This window comes from Methylobacterium sp. WL18, assembly GCF_008040015.1.
Classification (GTDB): domain Bacteria; phylum Pseudomonadota; class Alphaproteobacteria; order Rhizobiales; family Beijerinckiaceae; genus Methylobacterium; species Methylobacterium mesophilicum.
This window is the reverse complement of record NZ_VRVD01000217.1, coordinates 1-7,366: the sequence shown is the minus strand read 5'-3', so window position 1 is coordinate 7,366 and position 7,366 is coordinate 1. Positions and strand designations below refer to the sequence as shown.

The window sequence follows — 7,366 nt, the reverse complement described above, 5'->3', positions numbered from 1 at the left end:
GCCCTGCCGCTCGCGGCGCTGGCCCATCAGCTCTTCGTCTCGACATCGGGCCGCGGCGACGGCGCCGCCGACGACAGCCAGGTGGTGCGCGCCTATCGCGCCCTCAACGGGGACTGAACGGGCGGGCACGGGAGCGGTGAAGTGTCGGCGTTCGTGCGCCGCCACGGCTTGTCCCCGCGCCGCTGAGCCTGGATGATCGGCGCCGGAGCAAGAGACGGCGCGTGAGACGCACAGAAGCGGTCCCCCGGATACCAGTACCGGGCCGCGAAGACTGAAGGGACGCACGAATCCACACGACCGGATAACGGCGGGGATCGCGCGGCTCGGGACGACCCAGGGAGTGAAATCATGCGCGACACGCGTTTCAGCCGCCGCAGCCTGCTCGTGGGCGCGACCGCCGTGCCGGTCTTCGGCATCCTGACCCGGCGCGGGCAGGCGGCCGAGTTCTCCTACAAGCTCGCCACCGGCCAGGACCCGACCCACCCGGTCAACGTCCGGGCGCAGGAAGCCCTCGACCGGATCCGCGAGGCGACCGGCGGGCGCCTGGAGATCAAGCTGTTCCCGGCCAACCAGCTCGGCTCCGACACCGACCTGCTGGCGCAGGTGCGCAACGGCAGCGTCGAGTTCTTCAACCTCGCGACCTCGATCCTCGCCACCTTCGTGCCGGCCGCGAGCCTTCCCAACACCGGCTTCGCGTTCAAGGATTACGACGCGGTCTGGTCGGCGATGGATGGCGGGCTCGGCGCCTACGTCCGGGCCGAGATCGCCAAGACGCCGATCCTCACCGTCTCGAAGGTCTGGGACAACGGCTTCCGGCAGATCACCTCCTCGACCCGCGAGATCAAGACGCCCGAAGACCTGAAGGGCTTCAAGATCCGCGTGCCGCCGGCGCCGATGCTGACCTCGCTGTTCAAGGCGCTCGATGCCGGCGCGGCGCCGATCAATTTCAACGAGCTGTACTCCGCGCTCCAGACCAAGGTGGTCGAGGGGCAGGAGAATCCGCTTGCCATCACGGCGACGGCCCGGCTCTACGAGGTGCAGAAATCCTGCAGCCTGACCGGGCACGTCTGGGACGGCTACTGGATCCTGGGCAACAAGAAGGCTTGGCAGCGCCTGCCGGAAGATCTGCGCCGGACCGTTTCGCATGAATTCGACCGGTCCGGCACCGACCAGCGCGCGGATGTGGCCAAGCTCAGCCTGTCCCTGCGGGAGCGCCTTGCCGCTCAGGGCATCAGCTTCGTCGACGTCGACCGCGCGCGGTTCCGCGAGGCGCTGGGCCGGACGAGCTTTTACCGCGACTGGAAGGCCAAGTACGGGGATGCGGCGTGGGCGCATCTCGAAGACGTCTCCGGCAAGCTGACCTGAAGGACGACCGGCATGCAGATCGATATCGCGGCCGTCGAGAGCGCGGCCGGGCTTGAGCTGGCGGGGCCGCCGCTCCGCGCCAGGACCTGGCTGCGCAAGCTGGACGTGGCCCTCGGCTACCTCGTGGAGATCCCGGCGGCGCTGCTGGTTCTGGCCGAGATTGGCGTGCTGTTCGGCGGCGTGGTCAGCCGCTACGTGTTCCGCGAGCCGCTGGTCTGGTCGGACGAGTTGGCCGCGATCCTGTTCCTGTGGCTCGCCATGCTGGGCGCCGTGGTCGCGTTCCGCCGCGCCGAGCACATGCGCATGACCGCCATCGTGGCGATGTGCGGCCCGCGCCTGCGCGCCTTCCTAGAGACGGTCGCCCTGGTGGCTGGCCTGATCTTCGTGGCGCTGGTGCTGGAGCCGGCCTTCGAATTCGCCAGCGAGGAGACCTTCGTCCAGACCCCCGCGCTGGAACTCAACAACGCCTGGCGGGCCGCCGCCCTCCCGATCGGCTTCGGCCTCATGCTGCTGGTCGCCGTGATCCGTCTCCTGGAATCCGCCGACTGGCGGCTCACCGTCGGGGCGCTGGCGCTCGGCGGCGGCATCGCGGCTGGGCTCATCGCGCTCCAGCCCTGGCTCATGGGGCTCGGCAACCTCAACCTGCTGCTGTTCTTCGTCCTCGGGGTCGGCGCCCTGGTCTTCTCCGGCGTGCCGATCGCCTTCGCGTTCGGTCTGTCCACCTACGCCTACATCACGCTCACCACCAACGCCCCGTCGATGGTGGTGGTCGGGCGGATGGACGAGGGCATGAGCCACCTGATCCTGCTCGCGGTGCCGCTGTTCGTATTCCTCGGCCTGCTGATCGAGATGACCGGCATGGCCCGGGCGATGGTCGGGTTCCTGGCCTCACTGCTCGGTCACGTCCGCGGCGGCCTGCACTATGTGCTGGTCGGCGCCATGTACCTCGTCTCGGGCATCTCCGGCTCGAAGGCCGCCGACATGGCCGCGGTCGCGCCCGTGCTGTTTCCCGAGATGAAGGCGCGGGGCGCCAAGGAGGGCGACCTCGTGGCGCTGCTCGCCACCACCGGCGCGCAGACCGAGACGATCCCTCCCTCGATCGTGCTGATCACCATCGGCTCGGTCACCGGCGTGTCGATCACGGCCCTGTTCACCGGCGGCCTGATGCCCGGCCTGGTGCTGGCCGTGACTCTCTGCGTGCTGGTCTGGTGGCGCTACCGTCGGGAGGACCTGAGCCACGTCGCCCGGCCGTCGCGGAGCGTGATCGGCCGGGCGCTCGTGGTGGCGGTGCCGGCCCTGGCGCTGCCCTTCGTGATCCGCTTCGCGGTGGTCGAGGGCATCGCCACCGCCACCGAGGTCTCGACCATCGGCATCGTCTACGCGGTGCTGGCGGGGCTGCTGATCTACCGCCAGTTCGACTGGCGGCGGCTCTACCCGATGCTGGTGATGACCGCGACCCTGTCGGGGGCGATCCTGCTGATCATCGGCGCGGCCACCGGCATGGCCTGGGCGCTGACCCAGTCGGGCTTCTCGCAGACGCTGGCGGTGGCGATGAAGAGCCTGCCCGGCGGCCCCGTGGGCTTCCTGTTCGTGTCGGCGGGCGCCTTCATCGTCCTGGGCTCGGTGCTGGAGGGCATCCCGGCGATCGTGCTGTTCGGCCCGCTGCTGTTCCCGATCGCCCGGCAGGTCGGCGTCCACGAGGTGCACTACGCGATGGTGGTGATCCTCGCCATGGGCATCGGGCTGTTCGCCCCGCCCTTCGGGGTCGGCTACTACGCCGCCTGCGCGATCAGCCGGATCCACCCGGACGCGGGCATGCGCCCGATCGTCGGCTACATCCTGGCCCTGCTGATCGGCCTCGTCGTCATCATCCTGGTCCCCTGGTTCTCGATCGGGTTCCTCTGAAAACCGAGGATCCGAAAGGTCCGAGACCTTTCGTGGGTCCAGGGCGAAGCCCTGGTTCATCGGGGCGCCGCCCCGATACCCCGCCAAAGGGCTCAGCCCTTTGGAAACCCAGATGCACGCCTGAACTTCGAGCCCCCGCCATGCCCGAGACCGACTCGTCGACGCTCACCGTCCGGATGGCGGACGCGATCCGCTTCCTCTCCCTCGACGCGATCGAGCGGGCGGGCGACGGGCATCCCGGTGCGCCGCTCGGCTGCGCCGAGATCGCGGTGGCCCTGTTCACCCGTCACCTGACGTGCAACCCGGCCGATCCGGAATGGCCCGACCGCGACCGGTTCGTGCTCTCGAACGGGCACGGCTCGATGCTGCTCTATGCCGTGCTCCATCTCGCCGGCTATGCCGGCCTGCCGATGGAGCAGATCCGGCGCTTCCGCGAACTCGGCTCCCACACCCACGGCCATCCGGAGATCGCCCCGGAACTCGGCATCGAGGCGACCACCGGGCCCCTCGGGCAGGGCATCGCCAACGCGGTCGGGATGGCGGTGGCCGAGGCCAGGCTCGCCGCGGAGTTCGGCCCCGACCTCGTGGACCACCGCACCTACGCGCTGGTCGGCGACGGCTGCCTGCAGGAAGGCATCGCCCACGAGGTGATCTCGCTCGCCGGCCACCTGCGCCTGTCGAAGCTGACGTTCCTGTGGGACGACAACCGGATCACCGACGACGGCGCCACCGACCTATCGATCTCGGAGGATGTGCGCGCCCGCTTCCGCGCCGCCGACTGGCAGGTGATCGACGCGGACGGCCATGACGTCGAGGCGGTCTCGGCCGCGATTCTCGTCGCCCAAGGTGACCCGCGCCCAAGTCTGATCGCCTGCCGCACCGTGATCGGCCGCGGCCTGCCGCGGCTGGAGGGCCAGCGCGGCGCCCATGGCGGGCGGGTGTTCGCGACCGACCTCGCCGAGGCCAGGGCCGCGAAGGGGTGGAACCATCCGGCCTTCTCGGTGCCGGACGACGTGGAGGCGGCGTGGCACAGGGATGTCGCCGGCCGCAATGCCGCCGCCTACGCGGATTGGCAGGCCCGTCGCGAGGCCCTGCCCTCCCGGGTCCGGGTGGAGTTCGACCGGGTGAGCGCCGGCCGCCTGCCGGAGACGTGGCGCGACGCGCTGCGCGCCCTGCGCGATCGCTTCGCCGCCGAAGGCACGGCGCGCCCGAGCATCGAGGTCTCCGCCGAGATCGTCGCCGCCCTGTCGGAGGCGATCCCCGAGCTGTTCTCCGGCGCCCCGGATCTCGAAGGCCCGACCCGGCACAAGGGCGAGCTCCACGCCTTCACGGCGCAGGACCGCTCCGGGCGCTACCTGCATTACGGCATCCGCGAGCACGCGATGGGCTCGATGATGAACGGCATCGCGGCCCATCGCGGGCTGGTGCCGGTGGGCGCCACCTACCTAGTGTTCTCGGATTACATGCGCCCGTCGCTGCGGATGGCGGCGCTGATGAACCTGCCGGTCATCACGGTCTACAGCCACGATTCGATCGCCATCGGCCGCAACGGCCCGACCCACCAGCCGGTGGAGTACCTCGCCTCCCTGCGGGCGATCCCGAACATGCTGGTCTCACGCCCGGCGGATGCGGTCGAAACGGCGGAATGCTGGGAGATGGCCTTGGCCAACCGGCACGGGCCGACCTCGCTGATCTGCTCGCGGCAGCCGCTCCCGGCGCTGCGCCGGCCGGGCGGCCCTGAGAATCGCAGTGCCCGGGGCGCCTATGTGCTGGCGGAGGCCGACGGTGCGCGGCGGGTCACGCTGATCGGCACCGGCTCGGAGGTGGCGCTGGCGCTCGCGGCCCGCGACGTTCTCCAGGCGGACGGGATCCCCACCGCGGTGGTCTCGATGCCGTCCTGGGAGGTGTTCGCGGCGCAGGACGCGGCCTATCGCCGGCAGGTCATCCCGCGGGACACTGTCCGGGTCGCCGTGGAGGCCGCCCTGCGCTTCGGCTGGGACCGCTGGATCGGCGAGGATGGCGGCTTCGTCGGCATGACCGGATTCGGCGCCTCCGGGGCGCCGGAGGCCCTGTTCCGGCATTTCGGCATCACCGCCGAGGCGGTGGTGGAGGCCGCGCGGACGCGCCTGGGTTGAGGCTGGCGGCCGGTCAGATCATCCCGGCGCTGCCGGTGCGCGCGACGCGCTCGCGCTGCTCGGCGTAGCGACCGGCTGCGACGCGCTTCAGCGCGCCTTCGAGGCGCCCGGCCACCTGACCGAGGAGCGAACGCTCGGAGCGGAAGCCGACGAGATACGCGAGGGTGGCCATCGTGCCTGATCCCGAACAAGGGCCGGGCAAGTGCGCCCGGTTGCTGCGGTGCAATATGCGCCGGCCTTTGATCGCGCGTGAGGGGGCTCTTCCGCGGCCTGCCATGCAAGGAAAGCATGAAGCGAGCACGAAATGTTCACCGGATTGGTCGGCGAACGGTTTTCTCCGAGTGCGGTGCAGCGAACGTGGTCGTCCGGACCGTCACCGTCCGGCAGGGGCACCCGGATCGAGCGGCAAGCAGCCGCCTGCTTCGAGCCCCTCGCGGATCGCCCGCTTGGTGATCTTGCCGTAGCCGGATCTCGGCAATGCGTCCCAGAAGAACACCCGCTTCGGCAGCTTGTAGCGCGCGACCTCGCCGGCGAGCCACGCGATCAATTCCGCCTCGCCGATCTCGGCGCCGGGGCGGGCCACGCAGACCGCGACGCCGACCTCGCCCCAGGCCGGGTCGGGCACCCCCAGGATCGCGGCCTCGGCGATGGCCGGATGCTTCAGGAGCTTCTCCTCGGTCTCGCGCGGGTACACGTTCGACCCGCCCGAGATGTACATGTCCGAGGCGCGGCCGGTGATGAACAAAAACCCTTCCGGATCGAGGTGGCCGAGGTCGCCGGTGCGGAACCAGCCGTTCCGGAACGCCGCCGCGTTGGCCTCCGGGTTGTCGTAGTAGCCCGCGAACACCGCCGGGCCGCAGACACAGATCTCGCCGGTCTCGCCGGCCTCCAGCTCCCGCCCGTCCGTGTCCTGGATCTGCACCTGCATGCCGGTGCGTTCGAACCCGCAGGTGCCGACCTTCACCCCCGGCCCGTCTTCGGCGGCGTGCAGGCGGGGCGGCAGCACGGTGATGTTGCCGGTCACCTCGCCGAGCCCGAAATACTGGACCAGCACTGGCCCGAGTGCCTGCAGCGCCCGCTTCTGGTCCTCCCGGTACATCGGCGCGCCGGCATAGATCACGTGGCGCAGGCTGGTGTGGTCGTGGGCCGCGACCGCCGGGTGCTCGGTGATCAGCTTCACGATGGTCGGCACCGTGAACAGGTTGGTGATGCGCCAGCGCTCGACCAGCGACCACACCTCCGCGGGGTCCAGCCGCGTGCCGCCGGTGAGCACCGTCTTGGCGCCGGCCGCGACCTGCGCGAGTTGGTGGATGCCGGCCCCGTGCGAGAGCGGCGCGACCACCAGCGAGGCGTCCGCCTCATCGGTGCCCGGCATCAGATCGCAGAGGTGGTTGGTGATCACGAAGGCCATCTGGCCGTGGGTGAGCACCGCCGCCTTCGGGCGGCCGGTGGTGCCCGAGGTGAAGAAGAACCAGCACGGATCGTCGTGCTCGACATCGGCGGTCGGGGCCCCCTGCCCCGCACGCTCGGCCACCAGGGCGTCGTAATCCAGCCCGAAGGCGGAGCCGCCGATCTCGACCACGAGGCGCAGGTCCGGCGCGGACGCGCGGATCGCGGCGGCGTGGTCGGGGAACTCCGCGCCGCAGATCAGCGCCGAGGCGCCGCTGGCGCGGGCGAGATAGGCCACCTCCACGGGCGTCTGCCGGAAATTCGTCGGCACCCAGACGGCGCCGAGCCGGAAGCAGACGAACATCGATTCGAACAGTTGGTTGCCGTTGCGCGCCTGGACCAGCACGCGGTCGCCCTTGGCGACGCCCCGGGCCGCGAGCGCCGCCGCCATGGCGTCGACCCGGGCATCGAGGGCGCCCCAGCTCCAAGTCCGGTCACCCCAGGCGAGGCCGATCGCGTCCGGCCAGCGGCGGGCCGCCCGGCGCAGAAAGTGGGCGAGGTTCATCACCCGC

Annotated in this window: 5 protein-coding genes and 1 pseudogene; 4 read left to right on the top strand and 2 right to left on the bottom strand. The window is 70.7% G+C overall.

Features of this window, described 5'->3' with window-relative positions; all coding sequences use genetic code 11:
• The 4 genes and pseudogenes from FV228_RS34230 to tkt form a co-directional block, all read left to right on the top strand.
• Positions 1 to 117, top strand: a pseudogene (locus FV228_RS34230) (NAD(P)-dependent oxidoreductase); the annotation flags it as partial.
• Positions 118 to 348: 231 nt separating this feature from the next.
• Positions 349 to 1,365 carry a TRAP transporter substrate-binding protein gene (locus FV228_RS15945; protein ID WP_147855520.1) on the top strand — a complete coding sequence of 339 codons (1,017 nt, stop codon included), beginning with the start codon at positions 349 to 351 and terminating at the stop codon, positions 1,363 to 1,365.
• A gap of 12 nt (positions 1,366 to 1,377) precedes the next feature.
• The gene (locus FV228_RS15940) at positions 1,378 to 3,270 is read left to right on the top strand and encodes a TRAP transporter large permease subunit (protein WP_147855519.1); all 1,893 of its coding nucleotides are present in this window, start codon (positions 1,378 to 1,380) and stop codon (positions 3,268 to 3,270) included.
• A 140-nt stretch (positions 3,271 to 3,410) separates the two neighbouring features.
• A complete protein-coding gene (tkt, locus tag FV228_RS15935) occupies positions 3,411 to 5,405 on the top strand; it encodes a transketolase (protein ID WP_147855518.1) in 1,995 nt (664 codons plus the stop codon).
• Between the two features lie 13 nt (positions 5,406 to 5,418).
• On the opposite strand, the gene FV228_RS33160 is transcribed toward tkt, so the two are convergent.
• Entirely contained in the window at positions 5,419 to 5,577 is a 159-nt protein-coding gene (locus FV228_RS33160; protein ID WP_187277775.1) for a hypothetical protein, read from the bottom strand.
• A gap of 201 nt (positions 5,578 to 5,778) precedes the next feature.
• The coding region (locus tag FV228_RS15930) for an acyl-CoA synthetase (protein WP_147855517.1) at positions 5,779 to 7,366 on the bottom strand (1,588 nt) is incomplete at its 5' end.

Excerpts from the sequence above, each read along its gene's own strand:
- FV228_RS33160 (WP_187277775.1), bottom strand. The coding sequence starts at position 5,577 with ATGGCCACCCTCGCGTATCTCGTCGGCTTCCGCTCCGAGCGTTCGCTC.
- tkt (WP_147855518.1), top strand. The coding sequence starts at position 3,411 with ATGCCCGAGACCGACTCGTCGACGCTCACCGTCCGGATGGCGGACGCG.
- FV228_RS15940 (WP_147855519.1), top strand. The coding sequence starts at position 1,378 with ATGCAGATCGATATCGCGGCCGTCGAGAGCGCGGCCGGGCTTGAGCTG.
- FV228_RS15945 (WP_147855520.1), top strand. The coding sequence starts at position 349 with ATGCGCGACACGCGTTTCAGCCGCCGCAGCCTGCTCGTGGGCGCGACC.